Source organism: Nostoc sp. (genome assembly GCF_036917575.1).
In the GTDB taxonomy this organism is placed as follows: domain Bacteria; phylum Cyanobacteriota; class Cyanobacteriia; order Cyanobacteriales; family Nostocaceae; genus Nostoc.
The window spans coordinates 18,361-42,193 of sequence record NZ_JBALDC010000064.1 but is presented as its reverse complement, the minus strand read 5'-3'; the positions used below and the strand labels follow the sequence as shown (position 1 = coordinate 42,193).

The window sequence follows — 23,833 nt, the reverse complement described above, 5'->3', positions numbered from 1 at the left end:
CTAAAAAAGTTAAACACAGAGGTACTGGAACAAGAACTAATCCTCCTGTGTTTGTTGTTTCAAGCACTGCATAGCCTTAACTGAACCGTATTGGACTAAAAGTAACTAAAAAAGTAAATCAAAATATTGTGGATGGCGCACACATAAAGCCATTCTCACAGTTTTATGATAATAAAATTAATAATGGAATTGCTCTTTGCAAAAATCATCATTGGGCATTTGATAGGGGTTGGTTTGCTGTAGATGAGCAATACAAAATTATAGTTAGTAATGATTTGGAAGAAGCATCTCCCCATACTAAAACTATGAAAGATTTTCATGGTGAAACAATACTTCTACCAAATACAAAACAATACTTTCCAGAACTGGAAGCGCTGCAATGGCATCGCCAAAATATATTTCAAGCATAATTACAGGACAGATGGAAGTCCTACGGCTTTCGGTTGAACAAACTCACCATCAAAACCTATTGTTTTATCTTCCACAGTTCTGGCATCTGCCAAAGCCTTACGAAGTTCAGCACGTTCCATCTGTTCCTGAATTCCACCCAGGATATAAACCAATAACTTCGCCGCCAAATCTCGTCCAGCAACTTGCACCCGCTTTTTATTCGGGTCATACAAAACCCCATACCAGAGAGATTGCGGATATTCCATACCACTAAAGCCGCCTTGCTGGTCAAACTTCCTCAGCTTCTTAAAAATATCTACCAGAGAAAAACCTTTTTTAAATACCAAAATTCCCAAAGCTTGCGCTAATGCAACTTGAGCAACTGGACGGAAAAGCATATTTCCTTCACCTCCATCCTTCTCAAAGCTGAAGCGTCGTAAAGCTGGTGTATCCTCGTGTTCTAAAATTTTATAACTGGAAAGACTAGCTAAATAATCAAATAGCTTTCTGAATTCCTCAATTCCTTGCTCAAGTTCTTCATCCTCTGGACGCATGGGAATTAAACCTTTTTCTAAGGGTTTCCAGTGGGGGAACTTTTGAGCCAAATATCGCTCAGACATATCTTGCAGAGCTTGCAAAGTCGTCAAAACTGTAGAATTGGAGGCTACTGTTGCACTATTCCAATTAACACGGGGATTACGCTCTTGTCGTTGTTCTAATAGTGGATGTGTAACTGCAATTTTTCTAGCAACGATCGCAAAACCATCATCTTCATTCAACTGTGTTAGCTGACCTTTAGTCAATGGTGCAGCCATCAGGTTGACATGAACAAAAATCGATCTCACCCTCAGCCTAGCCTGGGTGCGAGTTTCCCCAGGCGCTACCGCACAGATGAACTCAATACCGATTTTTTCCTTGGGTAAATTTTGCAAGTAAGCAAGGTCTACTTGGTACTTTTCTATCAAATCATTGACTGTAATAAAACTGTCATCAGCACCTTTATCTTTTTTATAGCGCTGGAGTTTACGAGTTTTGATTAACTCCATCAATCCCTGTACACCCATTAATCGGTGTTGACCATCCAAGGCATAAATAGTCACATCATCCTCAGAAATATTTAGCAGACCTACCTTACCGTCTTTATCTAGAGGGATGAAATCAGTAGTAGATTTTGTGGCGCGTCCTTCACTATCCCACTCAGCAGCTTTGGGATTATCCACCCACGGTTGATTTATTACTACCAGCACTGGCGGAAACTTGTGGTTGTGTCGAGCTGCTAAATACTGGACTAGCGGCGCTTGACGTGACCAATCAAGGGGACGCTGCTGAATTTCATCAATACTATCCGCGTCAATCTCAATGTTATCTGTTTTTGGATTGTACTTTTTTTGAAACAGAGGTAAGCCAGAGGCAAAGTGAACCCGACCTGCAAACCATTCCAGTGTAACAGAGCTAACATAAGCCTCAGTACCACCCATCTCAGTTTTTTGAACGAGAATCTTATCTTTTCTTCCTAAAAACTTCTCTAGGAGTAAAGCTAGTACCTGTTTTTCCTTGTTTTCCCGTTCCAAGTATTCTCTAGCAATGTCAGAAGTTAGGTCAGACGTACTATCTTTCATGTTAAATTTTAAAAACAGAATAAGATTATGTCGTTTAATTATCCAAAAAATTGGATATTAGTGGTAAAGTTTTTAAAAACTTTTTTTAAACTCTCAGAGGAGGCTTCCAGAAGGGAAGCGGCTTCACATCTTGTCTGTATAGCCGTGAATTCTATTTGCTATTCGCCAGATATTACGCCAGTGTTTCCAGAGAGAAGGAGAAATGACTACAGCACAACAACCAGAAAATAAAGAGCAGCAAGCACGTACTGTAGCAGAGTTAGTGGACTATATCCAAGTTCTCACCACTGAAATTCAAGAATTGTATTGTTTAGATGAGATACCTTGGGTGGTGGGCTATTCGGGCGGAAAAGATAGTACTGCTACTTTACAGCTTATCTGGAATGCGATCGCAGCACTACCAGCTGAAAAGCGAAAAAAGACTATTCATGTTATTACAACTGACACATTAGTAGAAAACCCTGTAGTCTCTGTTTGGGTACGCAAATCCTTAGAAAGGATGAGGGTTACTGCAAAAGAACAGAAAATGCCCATTGAACCCCATTTATTACAACCAGAAATCAAAGAGACATTCTGGGTAAGCTTGATTGGTAAAGGTTATCCAACGCCGCGAGGGAAATTTCGTTGGTGTACAGACCGTCTGAAAATTCATCCTTCTAACCGCTTTATCCGTGATGTGGTTAGAGTAAGTGGGGAAGTTATTCTTGTTTTAGGTACGCGCAAGGCTGAAAGTATCAAACGTGCTATCTCAATGGAAAAACATCAAGCAGGTAGCCTAAAAGCTCGCCTCATTTCTGATTCAAGTTCATCTACATCTCTGCTTTACCATAGCCCAAGCTTGCCTAATTCTTTAATTTATAGCCCCATTGAAGATTGGCGTACTGATGAAGTTTGGATTTACCTAAATCAGTGGCAAAACCCTTGGGAATATAGCAACAAAGATTTATTCACCATGTATCGAGGTGCAACAGCAGATAATGAATGTCCTCTAGTTGTTGATACTTCTACTGCTAGCTGTGGTGATTCTCGATTTGGGTGCTGGGTTTGCACAATTGTTAGTAAGGATAAATCAATGGAGGCAATGATTCAAAATGATGAAGAGAAAGAATGGATGCTGCCTCTATTAAATATCCGTAATGAATTAGATAATAGAGATGACCGTGAGAAAAGAGACTTTCGTCGCATCTGGGGAGAAGTCCAACTTTTTGAGCGTCATGTAGATGGTGAAGCCTCTATTGAACCAATTCATGGCCCTTATACTAAATATTGGCGGGAACATTGGCTCAGACGGTTATTAGAAGCGCAAACAAAAACCCGTCGCACAGCGCCAGAAAATATGCGCGACATCACCCTAATTACTCTCGAAGAAATGAGCGAAATTCGCCGCATTTGGTTAGAAGACAAACACGAATTTGATGATAGTTTACCCCGCATTTATCAAGAAGTGACTGGCGAAGAATTTCAAGACCCCCGTCCTGGTGCTGACCTTAGCTTATTAGGTAGCGATGAATGGGCTGTATTAGAAGAAATCTGTGAAGGTGACGCGATGCACTTGGAACTCATGGCAAAATTGTTAGACACAGAACGCCAATTTCGTAAAATGTCGCGGCGCGTGGGAATCTACGACACATTAGAAAAATGCTTTATTACTAGTTCGCGTTCTAAAGATGAAGCAGTGAAAAATGCTCATTTGAAACGGGATTTGAAAACAGCAGCTGAACAAGGTGATATTGAAAAGGTCAAGCAGCTAACTTTAGCAGATTTTGTCGTCACAAATGCACAAGCTGACGTAACCAATACTACACAATCTGCTGATGAGGCTAAGACTTGGGCAAATATAAAATTTAAAAATAGAGAGACGAAGCTTTAAGTTTGCTGTTCATCTTCGTCAGCATCTCCCAAGTACAGCCTGATAAACTCTTCTGCTGCGGCTGGATTAATTTTCTTCAGTGCATCCCGAATTTCTAGCACCCCTTCCGCTACAGGGTCCATTATCTCATTTACCCAGCGATTAACATTTGAGCGTCCAGTTCCCATTGTCACTGCTAACTTATTTTGGCTAATACCATGTGTCTCTAATACCTGTTTCAGCGCTTTTCCTGCTTTTCCCATGCTTCTGATTGTGTCAAAGGCTTTTAAACAAGTAAATGTCCCGTATAAGCGACAAAAGGTGTAAGATATTTATGTCCCGTATACGGGACATAAATATCTCTAGTAAAATATGTGAGTTTTAATGACTAAAAGCTTTTTGGCAGATACCTTTTCAACCACCTCGCCGCTTATTTGCGCCAACGAATCTCAAGAAACAACACCAAGGAGAGAGTCTGTAAAAGTAGTAATTTATGGTTCTAAAACAGGTGTTAACAACACAATTTTCACCCTTTACAAGCTGGGTTTTGCTCAAGTTAATGAATGGAGTCCTTTATTACCTAGTCCCAACCCCGGAGAAGTCATGAGTATTTTAACTAGGCACATTATGACAACATGACTGTAATTCGACTAGTAAAAAATATGGTAGGGTGGGCAATGCACACCCTATAAAAATAACGGGATAATATTGGGTGAATTTCATTGGCCATATATTTTATTCTTAAATATCAATGATATTTCTTGAACTTGTACTACAAAACTTTGGCCCTTACTCTGGAAGACAAGTAATCAATCTTGACCCAAGAAAAGATAAAAATCCGCGCCCAATTATCCTTTTAGGTGGGATGAATGGCGGGGGAAAAACTACGCTGATGGATGCTATTCGTCTAGCTCTTTATGGTCATCGCGCTCAATGTTCTACCCGTGGTAATTTGAGTTATAGCGATTTTCTGAACCAATGTGTTAATAGTAAAGCTAACCCTGCTGACAAAACCCGGATTGAATTAGTTTTTGAACACATCGAAGATGATAAACCAGTAAAATATCGAATTGTCAGAACTTGGGAAAAAAATCCTAAAGATGGTAAAGATTCTTTGGGAATTTTAGGTGATGATGATACTTGGCCTGTTGATTCTTTGGTGAATACCTGGGATGACTATATAGAAAATCTGCTGCCATTAGGAATTTCTAATTTATTTCTCTTTGATGGTGAACAAGTAAGAAACCTTGCAGAACAAGAATCACCACCACTAATTGTAATTGAAGCTATTCGCGGACTTTTAGGACTAGAATTATCTGACCGATTAGCAGTTGATTTGGAGATTTTAGTCAACCGCAAACGTAAAGAAATGGCTGACACTAAAGATTTAGCTAATATAGAAGAAATTGAAAAAAGGTTAAGGCAGCAGCAAGAAGATTATTTAGTTATAGAAGAAAAATTAGCCCATTTCAAAAATCAACTTGAAGAATTAGAAACTATACAGGGAGAAGTCTTAGATAAATTCGTTTCGGATGGGGGTAAAATCGCTGCTGAACGCAATCAACTAGAACAACAACAAAAAGAGAAAATTGCCGCAGCAGAAAATATTCGGCAGTCAATGTGTGAATTAGCTGCTGATGTGTTACCTTTAGAGCTAATTTCTAATTTACTAAGTCAGGTACAAGCACAGGGAACAAATGAATTTCGCTATCAACAGGTACAGTTAGCTAGAGATGTTTTACTTGAACGAGACAAACGCTTACTAAACTGGCTAAGTGAATTAGCGATCGCTTCTGACAAAGTTGATAAAATTAACTCTTTTTTAGCTAAAGATATTGATAGTTTGTATACAAGCTACTCCAAATCAGAATCACCTTGGTTATTAGCTGATGAGGAAAGTTTGAGTCAATTAGATAATGTCAGATATTATTTGCAAAATGCTTTAAATACTACCAAAGAAAAATTAAATGTTCTCAAAAATTTAGAAGAAGAAATTATTAATTTAGCAAGACAAGTACAAACAGCAGCAGAACCAGAAGCTTATAAAAAGCTGCGCGAAGCTGTGGATGAAGCGCAAAATCAAGTTTCTGAAGCTAAAGTAAATTATGAGATAACTCGCCAGAAGTTAGCTGAGTTAGCAACTGCCCTTGATAAGACCAAAAAAGAATTACAAGAATATACTGTAGAAAATATTGAGCATAAAAATAAAGATCATATTATTACCTCAGCAGCTAAAGTTCAAGAAACGCTCAAGATTTTCCGGGAAAAACTAACCCTCAGAAAGCTCAATAAATTAGAGGAAGAAGTTAAAAATTGCTTCCTTTATCTCCTGCACAAATCAGACTTAGTGCATCGCATCGCCATTGATAGCAATACTTTTGGACTTTACTTGTATGATTTCAATGGTAAACCAGTCCCTAAACATCGCCTCTCGGCTGGCGAAAAACAACTACTAGCGATCGCCTTCCTCTGGGGACTAGCAAAAATCTCTGGACACCGTTTACCAGTAGCAATCGATACACCACTAGGTAGACTAGATTCCTCTCACCGCAGTAACTTAGTTGAGCGTTACTTTCCATCCGCCAGTCACCAAGTAATTTTGTTATCTACGGATACTGAGATTGGCAAGAAAGAAGTTGAAACACTGCGAGAAAACGAAGCGATCGCCGGTGAATATCTGCTAAAATATGACTCCTTCACCCGTCAAACAACAGTCATAAAAAATCAATATTTTTGGTAGTAGATATAAGCACCTTTAGTTGTAACTATAGTTGTCGGTACGAAAGGAACAAATATTAAGCGTGATTATCCAACTAATATACGAGTCTCTACAAGTGACAGTGGATTGTCTATAGAAACAGTGTTTTTATGTTTTCAAATTCGTTCTTTAGATCCAAATCGCTTTTCTGCTGACCCAGTTGGCAAGATTTCTGACTTCAAGATGCTTGAAGTTGAAACTGGGGTTCGCTACTGTTTGGGTTTATGAGCGAAAACTACCTCAATTTTTAGGAAGATTATGGAATCGCCCATTGAAAGAATAAAACTATCCCAAACAGCCAAAGACCAACTTACCAAACTCAGACGCAGCACCAAAATCGACCAATGGAATATCCTATGCCGTTGGGCATTTTGTCGTTCCCTAGCAGAACCAACCGCACCATCCCCCGTCCCAATTCCCCAGGATAGCAACGTCGAAATGACTTGGCGCGTCTTTGGCGGCGAAATGTCTGATATTCTCCTCCTCGCCCTCAAACAACGCTGTCACAATGACGGCTATCCCACCGACAAAGAAACCCTCGCCACCCAATTTCGCTTACATTTGCATCGCGGTATTGGTTACTTAGCAGGCGATCCAAATATCAAGAAAATTGAAGATTTAATTGAACTGGCGGTTAAAAATTGAAAGGATATTAGTTGACTGTTAACTGTTCACTGTTAACTGACAAATAATATTATGCCTGAAGCGCTAGAAATCGAGCGTCATAGAGCTGCGATCGCTCGTACTGATTTATCTCGCCCCGTGCGATTGGCAATAGAATGGGCAATCCTGAATCAAGATACCAGTTTTTTTGATTACGGTTGCGGCTATGGTGGTGATGTCCAGCGAGTAAAAAACTTAGGTTACACCAGTGCAGGCTGGGACCCTTACTACTATCCCGATGTCCCACGCACCCCCGCCGATGTGGTCAACTTGGGCTATATTCTCAACGTCATCGAAGACTCTGAAGAACGCCGTCAAAGCCTTCGCCAAGCTTGGGAACTCACCGGGAAAGTTTTAATTGTCGCGGCTCAAATTTTAATTAACGCTCCTAGCAAAACTCAACTTGCTTACAATGATGGCATTGTGACGCGCCGCAATACTTTTCAGAAATATTACGAACAAGAAGAACTCAAAACTTATATTGATGAGGTGCTAAATGTCGATGCAGTACCAATCGCTTTAGGTGTCTACTTTGTTTTTCGAGATGAAGCTCAAAAAGAAAGTTACAAAGCTATCCGCTTCTTTTCTGCAACTTCTACACCGCGAGTCCGCATCCCCGTTAAGCGGTTTGAAGACTATCAAGAACAACTGCAACCTTTAATGGCTTTTTTTACCAAACGCGGTAGATTACCTGTAAAAGGCGAATTAGAAAATGAACAGGAATTACTGAGCAAATTTGGTAACTTTCGCCGCGCTTTTGGTGTAGTTTTGCAAGCTACTAATGAAGAAGAATGGGATGCGATCGCTTACCGTCGTTCTCTAGATATCCAAGTTTATCTAGCCCTCACCCACTTTGATAAACGTCCTGCATGGCAAAAGCTAGCGCCAGAAATGCGTCACGATATTAAAGCCTTTTTTAGTAGCTATGAAGAAGCGTGCCTTGTAGCCGATCAAAAACTTTTCAGTTTAGGTAAAGCTGGGGTAATTCAGACTGCTTGCGAAAAAAGCAAAATTGGTAAACATACGCGTGGTGCGCTTTACGTCCATATTTCCGCACTTGCTGCACTTGATCCCATACTCCGAATTTGTGAAGGTTGCGCTAGCCGTACCATTGGGCGTGTCGATGAAGCCACATTAATCAAATATCACACAGAGAAGCCGCAAATATCCTATCTGTCTTACCCGCAATTCGACACCGATCCGCATCCGGCATTAAAAGCCAGTATCGGTATTGATTTAAAAACCCTCTTTATAACTCATCGAGACTACGAAACTAGGACAAATCCGCCGATTTTACACCGTAAGGAAACATTTGTTACCAGCAATTACCCTTATTACGAAGAATTTGCTAAACTCACTCAACAAGAACAGGAATTAGGGCTGCTTAACCGAAAAAGCGACATTGGTATGCGTGAAGGTTGGGAAAAATGCCTTGCTCTACACAGAGTAGAAATCAGGGGACATCAGGTTTATCCAATTCAGGAAAGTTAAGGAATAATCACACTGTTAGAGTATTGCTGATATGTATCTTAAATAAATTAAATCTTAGCAGGTTTGTGTGCTTATACGAAATTAAACAGTAGTTATGGCAAGATAACTGCAATTCAATTAAATAAAAAGGAATCTTCAAGATTGTGCAAGTAAATAAATCGCTGCTACGAATTTTTGGTAGCCCGAAGATGGGAGCTTTGTTGTTTCTTGGCTTTTCATCAGGGTTGCCGTTATATCTAACCAGTCAAACATTACAAGCATGGTTGACCAAAGAAGGAATCAGTTTGGCAGCGATCGCCGCTTTTAGTTTAGTCAAGCTGCCCTATTCTTTAAAATTTCTCTGGTCGCCTTTACTAGATAGATTTGTACCGCCTTTTTTGGGGCGGCGTCGAGGTTGGCTGGTAATTACACAGGTAGCATTACTATTAAGTATAGCTGTCATGGCTCTACAACACCCATCCCAAGGGCTACAACCTTTAATAATTGCTGCTGTGGCCGTTGCCTTTTTTAGCGCCAGCCAAGATATTTTAGTTGATGCTTACCGCACTGATGTAGTGGAAGTAGAAGAAAGAGGTGCTGGAGCATCTATTTATTTATTGGGTTATCGCATTGCCATTCTCGTAACGGGTTATGTCACCCTATTTTTGGCAGACAGAATGCCTTGGCAAGCTGTTTACTTGTTGATGTCGCTGCTGATGCTCGTAGGACTGGTAACTTCTATTTTTGCACCAGAACCAGTCTTACGCGATCGCCCGCCTCAGACTTTATCTGCCGCCGTCAAATTACCCTTTATTGAATTTTTTCAGCGTCATGGCTGGCTACAAGCGCTTTTAATCTTGGTATTTATTGTAATCTACAAATTGGGGGATTCTTTACTGAAGAATGTATCCACGCCATTTTTGTTAGATAAAGGCTTACATTTTACTCAAACCGATATCGCATTTCCTGGTGCGCTAGGAATTTTCGCTACTATTGTTGGCACTTTGGCAGCAGGAGCAGTAATGACCAAAATTGGTGTTAATCGAGCGCTCTGGATATTCGCTATCATGCAAGCCGTCGGCAACTTGGCTTTCTTTGCATTAGCAGTAGTAGGTAAAAACTTCTATCTAATGTTAGCTGCCGTTAATATAGAACAATTCTGTGCCGGTTTAGAAACGGCTGCTTTTGTAGCATTTTTGATGAGTCTTTGTAACCAAAGCTTTTCAGCTACACAGTACGCCTTACTTTCCAGTTTGCAGGCTTTTAGTAGAGATATTCTCACGGCTCCAGCAGGTACATGGGCACAAACCACCGGCTGGTCTACATTCTTTCTACTGACAGCAATAGCTGCTTTACCGGGATTATTATTATTGCCATTCTTTGCACCTTGGAATCCAAAGCCAGTGGTAGTATTATCCAGACCAGGATTAGAGAATGAAGACGAGGATATATGGGGAATCAAGTAGTTATTGCTGTCGGCACATTCATCCTCTTACTCACTGGTTTATTACTTGGGTATGTTCTCTCACAGTTAGTTTTAGGATTTCTAGCATTTAACCTCTTAACTTTTTTCGGAACACTCAGCCTAATTTTAATTTTTGGTACGCTTTATTACGTTTTATTTTGGCAATTGCGAAGAGAGCAGTCCCGGCCATCAACTCCATCAACCATTAATCAAGGGATACCAACCCAGGTTGAGGAGGGTTTATCTGATAGCTATCTCAAAAACAGGCTAATTGCTAAATTATCTGGTGACACTGCTGCTGCCGAACGGTTAATTCAACAAGCAAAAGAGACTTATCCTGGGATGCCGGAGAATTGGTATTGCGAAAGAGTACTTGATGACTTGGAGAGCGATCGCCAACGGGAGTAGAGGAGAAATCAATTCAAAATTCAAAATTGAAGATTCAATCCCCATGCCCAATGCACCATTCCCGATTTTCATGCACAGAAAATTGCTAAAATAAATCAAGAATACTTTACAAATCTTCAGCTAGGTTCTCATAAAAGTTCCTAGCTTCTTGCAATTAAAATATGGCTATTTTTCGTCAATACATCGCTCCACTGCTTGTAGTACTAGTGTTTGTTTTTGCCCTAGTTGCAGTCAGCGCTCGGATCTTTTTACCGTCCGATATGGCAGCACCCGCACCAATTGAAGAGGTAAAGGTAACTTCTCAACCTACTACAACTGATTTACCTCCAGCAGCACATAACGCAAGCTAGCTAAGTCACCATAATTCGTAATTCGTAATTGTTAACCCACGGATGAATACCGGGGCTTGAAACAAGGAAAAAAATTTGTTTTTATGCATCAATAAATTAAGGGGCTTGTACCATTAATTACGAATTAGTAATTATTCGGTCAATAAACATCAGTAGTGTCTGAACAACTATCACCTGGATATATTATTCGCCGTGGCTCCCTTTTGGAGCGATCGCTGCTGCTTAAATTCATGCAGCGAACTTACCAGGATTTATTTCCCAATGAAGATTTTTCCCATTTAGAGCAAACAGTTAAGCAATACTTTTCTAGCAATACACCTCTGTGGTGGGTAGAAGAGGAGGGGGAGCAGGGGAGCAGGGAAGCAGGGGAGCAAGGGAGTAATAAAGAATCTTTCTCCTTTGTCCCTCTTTCCCCCATCGCTTGCCTATGGGTAGGCAATGCTATAGATCAAGTACATGGGTATCGTCATGCTCACATCTTTATCCTCTACGTTGTACCGGAACATCGGCGACGGGGTATTGGTACAGCCTTGATGCGATATGTGGAAAATTGGGCTATTCAAAGAGGCGATCGCCAAATTGGCCTGCAAGTGTTTCAATCAAACAAACCCGCATTGAATCTTTACAATCAGTTAGGTTATCAAACCCAATCCATCTGGATGGTAAAATTCCTGAGTACAGAAAAATAAACTTAAGGATAGCAATAATATACTGTAGCGTCTAAGTTATAGAGATTCTCGTTGAGATAAAACTCAACCAGGAAGAAGGGAAAATGTATAAGAACCCAACTAATATTATATATAAAGCTTTAACTTATTGGCGTGGGGGATTATGTGTTAATCCCTTTTCGGGATTGAAATGAAATTATGTATGACGAACACGATCTAAGCATACTCGATATCGAGGAGCTAGAAAGCCCCTTAGATAAAATAGAGCCGCTAACTGGCGAATCAGTTGTGGCAAAGCCCGATCCAGAAATAATGCTAGCCTTGCTGGAAAATCCCCAGCCCCAGCAACGAATGTTAGCAGCACGTGCTTTTTGTGATATAGAAGATGCACGTGCTACTCCCCATCTGATTCGTCTGTTAACTGATACCTGTCCCTTAGTGCGGGTAAGTGCAGCTTATGGCATCGGACGTAATCCCAGTTCAGAGGCAGTGAGTCCATTAATTGCTCAACTCAACAGTGATTGGAATGGCTATGTGCGTAAAGGTGTTGTTTGGGCTTTAGGAAACTGTCGCGATCGCCGTTCCTTAGCACCTTTGGCAGACGCTTTAAGAACCGACATTTCCGCAGTGCGTTTGTGGGCTGCTAGCGCCTTAGCACAGATGGCAGAGGTGGGTTATGAAGCAGTTATAGGGGCAATACCACCATTAATCGAAGCCTTAGTCCAAGATCCCGTAGCAGCTGTGCGAAGTAACAGTGCTTGGGCAATTGGTCAACTGTGCCGCGAACTACCTTCAAATGTAGTTTATGCCACAGCGATCGATGCTCTAATTCAAGCTTTTGCCGAAGACGAAGATTTGGGAGTCCGGGAAGACGCCAAAGCCTCATTATTAGGGGTGGGCGATCCCCGTGGTTTGCAGCTGATTGAAACCTTAGAACAAGAAGGATGGTTTTAATTAAATATTGGGCATTAGGCATCAGTCATTCTCCTTGTCCCCTTGTCCCCCCAGCCCTTACTGTCCTTCAGCTACAGATTAAACCAAATTTAAGTCATAAGGGCGCTCAGTATCATCCTCACCCAAATATTCACCATTTTGAATTTCTAAAATAATTAGCGGTATATGCCCAGGATTTTCTACTTTATGTAAAGTTGCTGCGGGGACATAAGTTGATTCGTTTCGATTGAGTAATATTTCCGCATCACCACAAGTTACCTTTGCCACACCGGAAACTACAACCCAATGTTCATTGCGGTGATAATGAATTTGTGGTTTAATGCCGTGCCTGGGCTTGATTTCCACACGACTAATTCTATAAGTTTCTCCCTCTTCGATTACCTCTACCTCACCCCAATATCGTGTACCTGAATGTACAGACAATTCGTTGATATTTGACTGAGTATTATTTTCATTGGGAGTCATAATCAATTTCTCAACTAGATAAGTATTAGTATTTATCAGTAATTTACTCTAAACAAGATAAATATGGGTAGAAAGATACAGTCACAATATCTTAACTTTCTATAAATAATCACAACTGCTCTAATTTGACCGCCGCTAACAGATTCTATCCCCGAATTTATTAATTTTGAATTGTTTACTCTCCCGTATATTGAATCCGATAAATCCGATTATTGGCTTCTTCTGTCAGTAGTAAACTGCCATCTGGCAACACGAGTAAACCTACAGGTCTTCCCCAAGTAGTTGGTACAGAAGGATTTAGCAAAAATCCGGTGAGAAAGTCTTCGTAGTAGCCAAGCGATCGCCCTTTAGCATCGAAGGGAACAAATACAATTTTATAACCAGTGCCGCGATCGCGATTCCAAGAACCACGAAAAGCCGCAAAAGCACCATTTTGGTATTTTTTTGGAAACGTTTTACCATCATAAAACTGCAAGCCCAATGCTGCTGAGTGCGCCTGGAACAGCACATCAGGCGTTTGAGTCCGGGCTACCAAATCGGGACGTTTACTTTTGTCATCTGTCTTTTGGCGCGGATCGAGGTTGTTTGGTGTTAGATAAGCATAGGGCCAGCCATAAAATGCTTTCTGTTTAACGCGTGTCAGATAGTCTGGCACCAAATCATCACCAATTCCATCCCGTTCGTTGACAGTGGCGTAAAGTTCTTTAGTGACAGGATGAAAGTCTAAACCAACAGGATTACGCAAACCGGAAGCGAAAGTTTGTTGTTGGGAACCATCTAGATTCATCACTTGTATCGAAGCCCGTGGTAAAGGTTCTTCATCTACATTGGTTCCCGATCCAACTGAAATATATAATTTATTGCGATCGGGTGAGACAACGACATTGCGCGTCCAATGATTGTTATAACCTTGAGAAGGCAACTCGGCAATTTTTTCCCCTTTACCTGTAATCTTTTTTTGACCTTGAGTATAAGGAAAACGCACCACAGCATCTGTATTCCCCAGAAAAAAGGAATTACCTGCAAAAGCCATCCCAAAGGGTCTATTGAGTCCGTTGTCCCTACTAGCAAAGGTTTCTCGAACGTCGGCCACACCATCAGCATTGCTGTCATGCAACAGACGGATGCGATTTTGTCCGGTTTCAGTTACCAAAACATCACCATTGGGGGTTAAAGCTAGCCAGCGTGGGGCATCTAAACCTTCAGCAAAGACATTTACTGTGAAGCCTGGTGGTACACGCAGCACTGAATTTTGGGGAATTGGCACAACTTCAGGCTGCTTAGAGGCACTTTCTGTTGCGAAGGGTGCTGGCAAATTCTTCAGATTGATTCGGATGGGTGTAGGTGAAATTGCTTCAGTACGGACAATATTTTTTGGCTTTGTAGGATTCTGTGGTAGTTGGGTAGAGGGTACAGATTTTTGAGGTGTAGGATTATCTGAGTTAGCGCGAGTCTGGTTACAGGCTACTGCCAAAGTCATTAAAAAAACTAGCAGCAAGAAACGCGCAGGGAATTTCATAGTTGTAGAGACGATACACAACTTCCTTACTCTAGACTTGAGACTTAATAATTGTCACCTGTCAAAAGTTTGATATTTCTTAATTACTCAACCTCTTAATAATTCAAAAATAAAGTATTAGTGACTAAATTCTATTATCAATACAAATTTCCTATATTTACATATATAAGTATTTAGTTAGTAAACAAAAAATCTTCAAATTCTGCTGCTGGTAAGGGACGACTCAATAGAAACCCTTGCATAGAGTTACAGTTGTATTGACGTAGAAAATCCAGTTCTACTTCCGTTTCTACACCTTCAGCAACTACATCTAGATTGAGATTATGAGCCATTTGAATTAATGCCTTAGTTATGGCTGACTTCTGTAGATCAGTAGCAACATTATGGATAAAATAGCGGTCTATTTTTAATGTATTAATTGGTAAGTTTTTCAGATAAATTAAAGAAGAATAACCCGTGCCAAAATCATCGATCGCAATTTTTACACCCAAGGATTGCAATTTGCTCATAGTAGCGATCGCACTATTTACATCTTGCATAATCATACTTTCAGTAAGTTCTAGTTCTAAGTCATCTGGTTCCAAATTATTGACAGATATACAATTGACTACATTTTGAATAAAATTTGGTTGATTAAATTCAATTACTGACAGATTTACAGCAACAATCAAGGAACGAATTCCGGCATCACGCCAGCTTTTAATTTGTTGACATACCCTTTTTAATACCCATTTTCCAATCGGAACAATTAAACCTGTAGACTCTGCCAACGGAATAAATTCTGTTGGATAAATCATTCCTAGTTCTGGACTTTGCCAGCGCAATAAACTTTCAGCACCTACTATTTTGCCAGATGCAATATCAACTATTGGTTGATAATAAATTTCAAATTCTTGAAAATTATGTTGTTTGATAGCTCGGTGTAAGCTAATTTCTAACAACTGCATTTTTGGAGACAAGTTATTAATTATAGTCTGAGGAGATAAATACCTTTTTAAAGTATTGTATTTTTCCAACCTGTTCATGATGGCACTTAATAACTCAGCACGAGTAAATGGCTTAGTTATATAGTCATCTGCACCCATATCCATACCTTGGCGGAAGTCAGATTTGGCAGATTTGGCAGTGAGAAAGATGAAGGGAATTGTTGCCGTTGATGGATCTTGACGTAATGCTGTTAGCACGCCATAACCGTCAATTTCTGGCATCATCATATCACAAAGAATTAAATCAGGAACTTCAGAAATGGCCAAATTTATCCCGATTCTGCCATTAGCCGCAGCAATAGTTTGAAAATCCTCAGCTTCTAGCAAATCTAAAATATTTTCCCGGACTGCTTCTTCATCTTCTATTATTAATATTTTTGGCATAAATTACCTCATTTTTATATTGTATTGTTTAACGGTATAATCCAATAATATATATTATAAAAATAGCAATGTTTATAATATATATTTTTAATTAGCAGACATATTTTTTTAAAACTACTATTTTTAATTATCTCTCTAGTATATTCACTTAAAATAATTCAGTAAAACATTCTATATATTATTAAAAAGTAAAAGTTTTCCCATTTGAAATTTTAACTAGGTAACGTCTATATTGAATAAGTAAATTAAACTTGAAAATACTATCATCTGAAAAAATAATCTAGTTTTAAAACAAGTTAGTCAAACAAAATGTGTGCTAAAAGTTTTTAATCAATGCAGCAGGTTACAAATTTATATTGACTGGTGAAAAAAATCAAGCATCAATAGCCTAGATTCATTTGTATTTGTTCTGACTATTGTTGGGTATATTCAACCAAATTAAAAAATGTTGGTTTATACTCTAATTTTTTCGCTTCTAATTGACCAACAATGACCCATGATTATGTGATATTTAGGCGTATTGGTATGCATGACCCTATTAGACTGACGGTATAAGTCCAAATCTTTTTCATAAACTTCAATGAAGTGAGTGTATTTGCCTGTCGTAGCTTTACGTACTATAACGCGTACCAGTAACTATTGGGACTTGAGTAACTGTCTCTCTGCGAGAATATGATATTGTACCTCAAAGGAACCAATACTAGATTACATCTAGTTTTCTCTGTTTCTTGTGCTAGTGCTTGATTGATACTATCAGGAGTAATATTACTGACAATATTATCTTGGTTATCTATAAATATTACTGGTTATAATTGCTGCTAATGTATACATAATAGCACTGAGGCTATTTACCAAATCTTGATACATTTAATATCATGAATAAGGTATACATAACTTCAAAAATATTGGCTGTTTTCACAACTAGTTACAGAAGCTACAAGTTTCACTGTGTCATGCTTAGTGAAGTACCTTACTAGCTGCGAAGATGAAAAAAACAAGATACTTTTACCCGATGCTACATTAGTGCATAAGCGTAGCTAGCTATAGACATAGCATCTAATTTAATAGTGATGTTTTTGACACAATTATCAGTGACAAACAGTCAATTATTAACTCTAAGCTTTGTAGCCAAATGAGCTGAGGTAAGGCTTGCATAGATTTTAACAATAGCTATCATCAAATAATAGTTATCTAAATATCTTCCAATATTTTGATGCTAAATAAGTGGTAATATTTGGGATACAAACACTACAAAAAATGTGTCAAGAATTACAATCTAGCTTATATATAGCTAGTTGGGTATTGGAAAGAAACAAGGGGGACAAGGAAGAAAATTCTTTAATAATTAATTTTCCTTTGTCCCCCTGCTTCTCGCCCCTCTACCTCTTTACAAAGGACGTAACTGCACCCGCCGTTCGCCATAACGTAATAGCCTTTCTATAGTTACGAGGCGATTTTCCCAAACTTTGACTTGATAGGAATTCGACTTAAGTTCTTGGCTCATCAATACTCTAAATTGAGACTGGAACCGAGTTAGAGAGGCTTTTGCTACAAGTAACTTATTGGCAGAAGGGGAAGCCGCAAGCTGATTTAAAGCACTGCGTAAAACTTCTGCCTGATTGTTAAAATCTGAAATTTTCTCAGCAGACCTCTGGAGTTGGTCATTTTGGAAAACAAATTTCCATTCCCGTTGTAGGGCGGTGTAACGGATAGCAGCAGTTTGAAAAGGCTGGCGTTGAGGAATTGGTTCACTTGTTCTAGATTGACTTCTACCTTGGGTGCTACTAAAGAGTTTTTGGAGATCGTTGCTAAAATTCTCTGCGGCAAATAGTGCATAACCACTAACTGGCAAGTCCCTTACCAACTGGAGTTGATCGAATGCTCCGATTGTTGGCAAAGAAAGCAAGCGAATTCCCGGCACTAACAAGGTAGCTCCTAATTGTTTCGAGGCAATCCAGGGTTGGGCCAGTCGTTGAAACCGAGAAGTATCCAAAGCATAAGTCATGGGAACAATTAAATCTACATCCCCCCGCCTTGCCCAAGTTTCCCAATTTTGCTGAATTTTCTGAATCCGCTCTATTTCTGGCAAAGGAAATACTGCAACCGACAAAATCAAATTCGGTTGCTTTTGTCGCAACTGCTGTGATACTTGAGCAACAAAGCTATCAACTTGCTGGGTGCGAAATGTTGTCCATTTTTGCCACAAGTCTGCTTGGCTAGGAGAAATATTCACCGGATCTACACCAGTAAGTTTCTGAAATTGCGCTCTTGCAGCTTTCCCATAGCCATAAGTTCGACCTGCTGATGGGTCTTGGAAAGGATAGCGAATGTAGTCTAGCTGTAGACCATCCACGTTATATTTAGTGACAATTTCCTCATATAGTTTGAGCAAGTACTGCCGCACTTCCGGGTTGGCTGGATCGAAGAATGGCTTAGTCTGACCGACGGGAATCATGTTGCCAAGGTTATCGTAGTTTGCCCAATCGGGATGAGCTGCTAGTACTGGCCCTGGATAATTAGGATTAAGGTTGAGAATTTCATTATGACGTTGATTGCCAGCAGCAAAAGTCCATACCCAAGCGTGTAATTCCATGTCTCGCTCATGGGCTAGTTTCACCGCTTCTTCCAATGGATTCCACCCACGAATTAATGGGTTTTGTTCTTTTGCGACTTGGCTCGGATAAATTGTATAGCCAGCGTTAACAGTTTCAAAAAAGACGGTATTAATCCCGGCTTGGGCGAGGCGATCAAAAATCTGGGCTAGTCCCGCCTTACTACCAGCACGAACAATCGTCCCCCGATCTAACCAAACTGCGCGAATTTCTGGTTGAGCCAGTCTTTGATCGACAGGAAACTGCTGCCACAAAGTCGTTTTAGCGGCCAGCCATTGCTGACGAGCTAGAGCATAGTTTTTCTGAGCAATCAATTGCGGTAAATTTTTGGCAATTACCCTTACCTGTGCCAAAGCTTGCTCGTTACTCATAGCTAGCGCCCCCAGTTTGGTTGAGGCCAATTGTATTGGCTGCTCTTTGAGAGATTGAGGGGTATAAGTGTTCAAATGCCTAGAAGACTGCTTTTCTTCAGATATGGCTTCACCAACATTAGCCGCATCGGCTAACACTGCTAAATGAGCGCTTTCCACCCGACCAATTAGATTTTCTAGTTCTTGCTGGAGAGCGATCGCTTGATTGCGATCAATCGGCTCATTGGAGTTGGGTGCAACATCCAAACGCACCGCTTGTTCCAATTGGTCAATAGCCTCCTGAGAATTTGGGGGTTTGACCATAGGTTGCGGTCTAGGTATGGGAGCAGTGGCAGTTTTAGGAGGAGTGAATGAGGGAGATAAGGAAGATGAATTACCCCTTTGCCCCTCTGCCTCTCTACTTCCCTGCACTAAGGGTGCAGCTGCCACAGTCGTAGAGCAGCTTTGGGAACCTCCTGGTATTTTTTTGGCGCGATTTGATGGCGCTAGTGCTGTCAAATAGTGATTGATAGTAGTTTTTAACCAGGCATTATCCAACTCGGCTGGTGAGGCTGTATCTGTTCCCCAGCGCCAGCCTAAAAAGGTAGAACGCTCAGTTGTGACTACTGCGGCCGGATTCTCTTTAGAATTCCAAACAACAGGAGATTCAGTGCCCATATCGTTAGGAATCACAACGCCGCCGCGCACTTTACCAAAGAGTCCAGTTTGATTTGTCCATTCTGGAATCCTGGTTTTTGCAGCTTGAATCTGTTCTGTATCGCTAAGGCTGAATCCCCAATAACCTCCCAAAAGCGATCGCAATAACTGCCGTACTCCTGGCGATGACAAACTACCTACAGGCCCACTAGCAATCAAACGCCCTCCCCTACTCATCCAATCTTCTAGAGCGATCGCTTGAGTTGGTGTTAATGTCTCGACGTTTGGCAAAAATAAGACCCGGCGATCGCCCCAATCTGCTCCACTCTTGACATCACTTAGGGAGATTACACAATATTTCATCCCTATTGTTTGTAAGCGATCGCTTATCCCTCTCCATTGATTTGCATTTTCTTGACCATAGACTACGCTCAATACAGGTTCTTCAGTCGCCGCCGTTACTGGCAAAATACTCAAAAAATTGAAAACTACAATTTCACAACTTAAAATAAATAATTTTCTAGGTTCTTTAATTTTTAAATTTATATTTTTTCGGTTTTCCTGATGCTTCACTAGTGACTCCTCATTTTATTATTAATTAATTTAGTTATTAGTCAGAATTCATTAGTACACAATATAAGACTCTAGTTTGATTCCTGGTAAGGTTACTGAGACTCTCACCCTGATTAGTAAAGCTAATATTTGGCTTTTAAAAAATCAAATAGGATTTCTATAAGCTTTTAGTAAAAGTACTTAGTGAATGACTTTCATTAATCTAGCCTATCAAAACCAGTAAAAAATGCCAAGATGGATACTCAAATTGCCAGAATCGATTCTATATCAATTGTTTGCTATTACATTGTGAATCTCATCGATAACTAGCTTTTGAGAAAGTTTTGCATAGATGTTTGCATAATTGTAGAAAGATTTCAGTTAAACTCAAAAGAAAAAATGCCAATTTTATTTTAATTATCTGTTTTTCATAATTTTTGTAAGTTAAAAAAGTAATATTAGTGTTTCTTATAACGGTACTAGGATAGATTGTATGAATCAAAGGCTCTAACCCTAAATCCATTTATTAACTTTGGAAAAGGGATGCTTAAATTGGTTCCATTTCTTCTAGTTTTGGGTAAACAATTTGGGAATTAGGGCAGCTTTTTTATTTGTACAATCAGTCTAATTAATATCTTTGATAGTTACCTTTATAAATAGGGATATCTAGTTTTAATAACAGGATTTAGAGATAGATATGAAGCTAAGAAATAATTAGGATAGCTATAATTAAGCTAATAATCATTTTTCCGACGTTTATCTAATACCAATTTGAAAAAAGAATGCGATAAATAAACCATTTGTAGAGACGCTATGAATCGCATCTTGACCCGAAGATGTGTTGCAATCGTTAATTGAATTGGTATAATATTTGATTCATATAAAAAAATTAAAAGTCATAGTTACGGTATTCATAATTAATTAAACGGGAAAAAAAGCAATAAATTTACAAACTTTAATTTGTAAATTTTGAATTTAACATTTAAATGCTTGAATACAACAAAAAGGAGTTTATATTCAAAGGCTTAGAGTAAGTAAAGTTAAAGTAGTAAGCAAAAAGACCTTGCATAACGCAGTTAAATTATCTCTAGTATTTTCTAATAAAAACGCTCTACAGCTTAATCTCTCCTGCAACCCTTCTCCTTGGTAATAATAAAGATTGGAGGAGCATTTTGATATGTACTTCATTTACCTGGCAATCGCTATAAACTAAAGAGTTAACAAAAAAAGCTTAAAGGATACAGGTATTGATTAAATCTTCAACTCCTCCTACTGGGAAGATTTTCGTCTCCAATTTACAGGCTAATTCTTGAATACTCATATCATCTAAAAATACCAATTCACCATGTTTGAGCATTACATTTGGCAGTAAAATTCCGTCTCCCAAATCTTGTCCTTGTAAGTTCAACAGCAAATCATGACCCGTAAGTAATCCAGTGACAGTAATATTCTGTCCCCAATAATCGCTACATAAAGCACGCATATCTACTTTTAAACCTTCAATAGAATTTAACCGTTTCAAGATAGGTTGAAAGGCGTTTTCTACTGCGTTGCCTACTACCCAAGTTAATTTTCTCTGAGGATAAACTTTTGGCGGTAGTAATTCTGTTGCAGCGGCTGCAAATTGCTTGATAAACAATTGAATTGAACCAACACCATTATCAATTTGAGGATACTCTTCATATTCAGATTCGCTCGGTAATTGCTCACCTGCAATCAAAAACCACTCATCAGCTAACCAAGCGACGCTAGAGGAAAACTTTTGCCGAAATTGTTGCGAAAATGTTCGCACTTGAGAAATCACTTCTTTCGCTTTTTCTCTGGTTACGGGTGTAAGTTCGTCTTCTGGAGGCCGAAACCTTGTCAATCCGACTGGTACAATTGCTACCGATGCTACCGCAGGCACTTCACCAGTATGAAAGGATGCTAAATCTTTTAGGGTTTGTTCCAGGTGTTCGCCATCATTTATACCAGGACAAACAACTACTTGAGCATGAATTTGTAGCCGTCTTTTTTGAAACCACTTGAGTTGTTGCAAGATTTGTCCCGCACGGGGATTTTTCAGCAGTCTAATTCTAACTTCCGGCTCTGTGGCATGAACAGAAACATATAACGGAGATAAGCGCATTTGTTCAATCCGCCGCCATTCTCTTTCTGGCAAATTGGTCAGGGTAAGATAAGAGCCATACAAAAAGCTTAGGCGGTAATCGTCGTCTTTAAAGTACAAGCTGGTGCGCTTACCTGGTGGCTGTTGGTCGATAAAGCAAAATGGACAGTGATTATTGCACTGAATTAAGCCATCAAATAGGGCAGTTTCAAATTCTAGCCCTAAGTCTTGGTCGTAATCTTTTTCGATTTCCAGGCTATGAGTTTTACCAGCAACGTCTAAAACTTCTAATTCCAAGACTTCATCAGCACACAAAAACTGATAATCAATTAAATCGCGGGGGCGTGTACCATTAATTGCAACGATCGCATCCCCAGCTTCAAAACCAATCTCTGCGGCTATTGAGTCTGGAAGAACCTTGGTAATTCGGGCAGGATGAATGGTAGTCATGGGGAATGGGGCATTGGGTATTATAGCGTTTCTTAGTTGAGTCTAATACAGACTTAACCTCAGCCCCTTCCCTACTCGTGTTGAAGAGTAAAATTCAAAGCCTCTCTCTTTTTAGGAGAGAGGAATGGAAGTGAGGTTAGATTGTACTGCATACAAACGAGCGGTCGCTATAGTCATTTGCTTTGGACAAAGGACAAATGACTAATGACTATTATCCTTTCCAACCTGCTGCGATCGCTAGTAAGATCGCACTACCAAATGCTAATCTATACCATACAAAAATCAAAGTGTTTTTGGTTGCTAAGTATTTGATCAAAAATGCAATTGATAAATAGGAAAAAATCAAAGTTGAAATAATTCCTACAATTAACAGTGCAACAATGTTATCTGGCAACTGGTGAGCTTGAAACAACTTGAATATTTTCAAGCTTTTATACAGCGTCGCAATCGTAAGAGTTGGAAACCCTAACAAAAATGAGAATTTTGCTGCTGTAGCGCGTTCTAATCCTAAAAATAAGGCAGTAGTTAACGTCGAACCAGAACGAGAAACGCCCGGAATCAAAGCAAGTGTTTGTCCCAATCCAACCAAAATACCATCCTGAATCTGCAATGACTCAAAACCTCGCTTACGAGTGCCAATTTTTTCTGCCAAAGCTAGTATAAGTGCCATGATAATTGACATAATGCCAATAATTAATGCACTTTCAGGTAAAATATCTTTCAAAAGAAAGCCGAAAATTAAAGCAGGCAGTGTTCCGACTACAATCCCGACAAGAATCTTCCATTCTTCGCGCTGCCAGTCTTTGGCTATTAATGCTTCGATTCCACCTTTGGTAATACTATAAATTAGCGACCAAAAATACCCTACAATTGCGATAACACTACCAAATTGAATCGCATCAACAAAATCTTTAGAACCTAGTTCTTTCCAACCAAATAGCTTGGTAAAAATTATAAGATGTGCAGTACTACTGATTGGCAAAAACTCTGTAATACCTTGAACAATACCCAAAATAAAAGCTTGAATAAACTCCATCTGCAATTAATACCTTTTTCGTGTTTTAGACATTATTCTTGAGATGATGTTGTTTTATATACTCTTTATTACACCCAATCTTGTAGAAAATTCAATTTTCCCAATCAATAACATCATCGAA

The 23,833-nt window shown here is 39.5% G+C and carries 19 protein-coding genes and 1 pseudogene; 12 read left to right on the top strand and 8 right to left on the bottom strand.

What is annotated here, in order from left to right; translation table 11 throughout:
• Positions 1 to 92: 92 nt before the first annotated feature.
• A pseudogene (locus tag V7K79_RS19070) lies at positions 93 to 410 on the top strand (HNH endonuclease); the annotation flags it as partial.
• Here V7K79_RS19070 and V7K79_RS19065 read toward each other — a convergent pair.
• Complete coding sequence (locus tag V7K79_RS19065) at positions 411 to 2,009, bottom strand: DGQHR domain-containing protein (RefSeq protein WP_335049561.1); 1,599 nt, start codon at positions 2,007 to 2,009, stop codon at positions 411 to 413.
• A 202-nt stretch (positions 2,010 to 2,211) separates the two neighbouring features.
• On the opposite strand from V7K79_RS19065, the gene dndC reads away from it, so the two are divergent.
• The gene (gene dndC / locus V7K79_RS19060; RefSeq protein WP_335049560.1) at positions 2,212 to 3,879 is read left to right on the top strand and encodes a DNA phosphorothioation system sulfurtransferase DndC; all 1,668 of its coding nucleotides are present in this window, start codon (positions 2,212 to 2,214) and stop codon (positions 3,877 to 3,879) included.
• Here the strand turns inward: dndC and V7K79_RS19055 are convergent.
• Complete coding sequence (locus V7K79_RS19055) at positions 3,876 to 4,121, bottom strand: helix-turn-helix domain-containing protein (RefSeq protein WP_335049559.1); 246 nt, start codon at positions 4,119 to 4,121, stop codon at positions 3,876 to 3,878. The two genes, dndC and V7K79_RS19055, sit on opposite strands and share 4 nt — an antisense overlap.
• A 121-nt stretch (positions 4,122 to 4,242) precedes the next feature.
• Between V7K79_RS19055 and V7K79_RS19050 the strand changes: the two genes are divergently transcribed.
• The 10 genes from V7K79_RS19050 (at position 4,243) to V7K79_RS19005 (ending at position 12,594) form a co-directional block, all read left to right on the top strand.
• Positions 4,243 to 4,497, top strand: coding sequence for a hypothetical protein (locus V7K79_RS19050; protein ID WP_335049558.1), 255 nt, complete (start codon positions 4,243 to 4,245; stop codon positions 4,495 to 4,497).
• 112 nt (positions 4,498 to 4,609) lie between these two features.
• Entirely contained in the window at positions 4,610 to 6,598 is a 1,989-nt protein-coding gene (gene dndD / locus V7K79_RS19045) for a DNA sulfur modification protein DndD (protein WP_335049557.1), read from the top strand.
• 27 nt (positions 6,599 to 6,625) lie between these two features.
• Entirely contained in the window at positions 6,626 to 6,844 is a 219-nt protein-coding gene (locus V7K79_RS19040) for a type II toxin-antitoxin system PemK/MazF family toxin (protein ID WP_335049564.1), read from the top strand.
• 30 nt (positions 6,845 to 6,874) lie between these two features.
• A complete protein-coding gene (gene dndE / locus V7K79_RS19035) occupies positions 6,875 to 7,261 on the top strand; it encodes a DNA sulfur modification protein DndE (protein ID WP_335049556.1) in 387 nt (128 codons plus the stop codon).
• 51 nt (positions 7,262 to 7,312) lie between these two features.
• A complete protein-coding gene (locus V7K79_RS19030; protein WP_335049555.1) occupies positions 7,313 to 8,770 on the top strand; it encodes a DNA phosphorothioation-associated putative methyltransferase in 1,458 nt (485 codons plus the stop codon).
• A 143-nt stretch (positions 8,771 to 8,913) separates the two neighbouring features.
• The gene (locus tag V7K79_RS19025) at positions 8,914 to 10,215 is read left to right on the top strand and encodes an AmpG family muropeptide MFS transporter (RefSeq protein WP_335049554.1); all 1,302 of its coding nucleotides are present in this window, start codon (positions 8,914 to 8,916) and stop codon (positions 10,213 to 10,215) included.
• Positions 10,200 to 10,622 carry an ABC transporter permease gene (locus V7K79_RS19020; RefSeq protein ID WP_335049553.1) on the top strand — a complete coding sequence of 141 codons (423 nt, stop codon included), beginning with the start codon at positions 10,200 to 10,202 and terminating at the stop codon, positions 10,620 to 10,622. The genes V7K79_RS19025 and V7K79_RS19020 overlap by 16 nt, the downstream gene beginning before the upstream one ends.
• 161 nt (positions 10,623 to 10,783) lie before the next feature.
• Positions 10,784 to 10,972, top strand: a complete 189-nt coding sequence (locus V7K79_RS19015) for a hypothetical protein (protein WP_335049552.1) — start codon at positions 10,784 to 10,786, stop codon at positions 10,970 to 10,972.
• A 155-nt stretch (positions 10,973 to 11,127) separates the two neighbouring features.
• Positions 11,128 to 11,661: a GNAT family N-acetyltransferase gene (locus V7K79_RS19010; protein ID WP_335049551.1), complete on the top strand. Its 534-nt coding sequence runs from the start codon at positions 11,128 to 11,130 to the stop codon at positions 11,659 to 11,661.
• 177 nt (positions 11,662 to 11,838) lie between these two features.
• Positions 11,839 to 12,594: a HEAT repeat domain-containing protein gene (locus V7K79_RS19005; protein WP_335049550.1), complete on the top strand. Its 756-nt coding sequence runs from the start codon at positions 11,839 to 11,841 to the stop codon at positions 12,592 to 12,594.
• Between the two features lie 78 nt (positions 12,595 to 12,672).
• Here V7K79_RS19005 and V7K79_RS19000 read toward each other — a convergent pair whose 3' ends face one another.
• The 6 genes from V7K79_RS19000 to V7K79_RS18975 all read right to left on the bottom strand — a co-directional run bounded on the left by V7K79_RS19000 (position 12,673) and on the right by V7K79_RS18975 (position 23,712).
• A complete protein-coding gene (locus V7K79_RS19000) occupies positions 12,673 to 13,059 on the bottom strand; it encodes a phosphomannose isomerase type II C-terminal cupin domain (RefSeq protein WP_335049549.1) in 387 nt (128 codons plus the stop codon).
• Between the two features lie 175 nt (positions 13,060 to 13,234).
• Positions 13,235 to 14,578, bottom strand: a complete 1,344-nt coding sequence (locus V7K79_RS18995) for a PQQ-dependent sugar dehydrogenase (protein WP_335049548.1) — start codon at positions 14,576 to 14,578, stop codon at positions 13,235 to 13,237.
• Positions 14,579 to 14,751: 173 nt separating this feature from the next.
• A complete protein-coding gene (locus tag V7K79_RS18990; protein ID WP_335049547.1) occupies positions 14,752 to 15,948 on the bottom strand; it encodes an EAL domain-containing response regulator in 1,197 nt (398 codons plus the stop codon).
• 1,387 nt (positions 15,949 to 17,335) lie between these two features.
• Entirely contained in the window at positions 17,336 to 20,140 is a 2,805-nt protein-coding gene (locus V7K79_RS18985; protein ID WP_335049546.1) for a family 10 glycosylhydrolase, read from the bottom strand.
• A 1,210-nt stretch (positions 20,141 to 21,350) separates the two neighbouring features.
• Positions 21,351 to 22,676 (bottom strand): TIGR03279 family radical SAM protein, encoded by a 1,326-nt coding sequence (locus tag V7K79_RS18980; protein ID WP_335049545.1) that lies wholly within the window; start codon positions 22,674 to 22,676, stop codon positions 21,351 to 21,353.
• Between the two features lie 211 nt (positions 22,677 to 22,887).
• Positions 22,888 to 23,712: an undecaprenyl-diphosphate phosphatase gene (locus V7K79_RS18975; RefSeq protein WP_335049544.1), complete on the bottom strand. Its 825-nt coding sequence runs from the start codon at positions 23,710 to 23,712 to the stop codon at positions 22,888 to 22,890.
• Between the last annotated feature and the right edge of the window lie 121 nt (positions 23,713 to 23,833).